Source organism: Roseateles sp. P5_E11 (genome assembly GCF_054049355.1).
In genome coordinates this window covers 1-541 of the sequence record NZ_JBFUMO010001203.1, presented here as the reverse complement: position 1 = coordinate 541, position 541 = coordinate 1, and the positions used below count along the sequence as shown (strand labels likewise).

Here is a 541-nt window from a genome sequence, read left to right as displayed (position 1 = left end):
GTATTTGGTCGCTTTTGGTGTCGTTATGGCAGCAATTGGGGTGGCGCAGRCAGTTACTAAAAATCTTTTCTCGTTCGGCTATTACATCACTGCTTCCGTCAATTCCATTAATGCGACGACGGGAGGGCGCGTCAGGGGCTCCGCATTTTTCTCGCATGCAGACGACCTGGGTATATTTTTGTGTATTCCCCTGGTGATCTGTCTTTACAGATCACTTCTCGCGCCGGCATTCTCCAAACGGCTTGCTTGGCGACTTGTCGGGCTCGTTCTTCTCGCTGGCTGCATCGCCACGCTAACCAGAGCGGTCTATCTGACCGCGGTAGCGGTTTCGCTTCTCACAATATGGGGATACTTGCGGTCAAAGGTCAACCGTGCATCGTTGTTTCCGGTGTGGTTGCCCATTGTTTTAATGGTGGCTGGAGTTGGCGTGTTCTTCCTGCGGTATGTGATCGAAGCGTTCATCATGAACGTCGATGCACTCAGGGATTTTAGGTATTTGGTGTCGGCCAAATCGCTCGACGCTCGACTCTATGGTGTCAAC

The 541-nt window shown here is 51.9% G+C and carries 1 protein-coding gene; it reads left to right on the top strand.

Features of this window, described 5'->3' with window-relative positions; all coding sequences use genetic code 11:
* On the top strand, positions 1-541 hold a 541-nt coding region (locus tag ACXJKR_RS34340), incomplete at both ends, for a hypothetical protein (protein ID WP_457326671.1).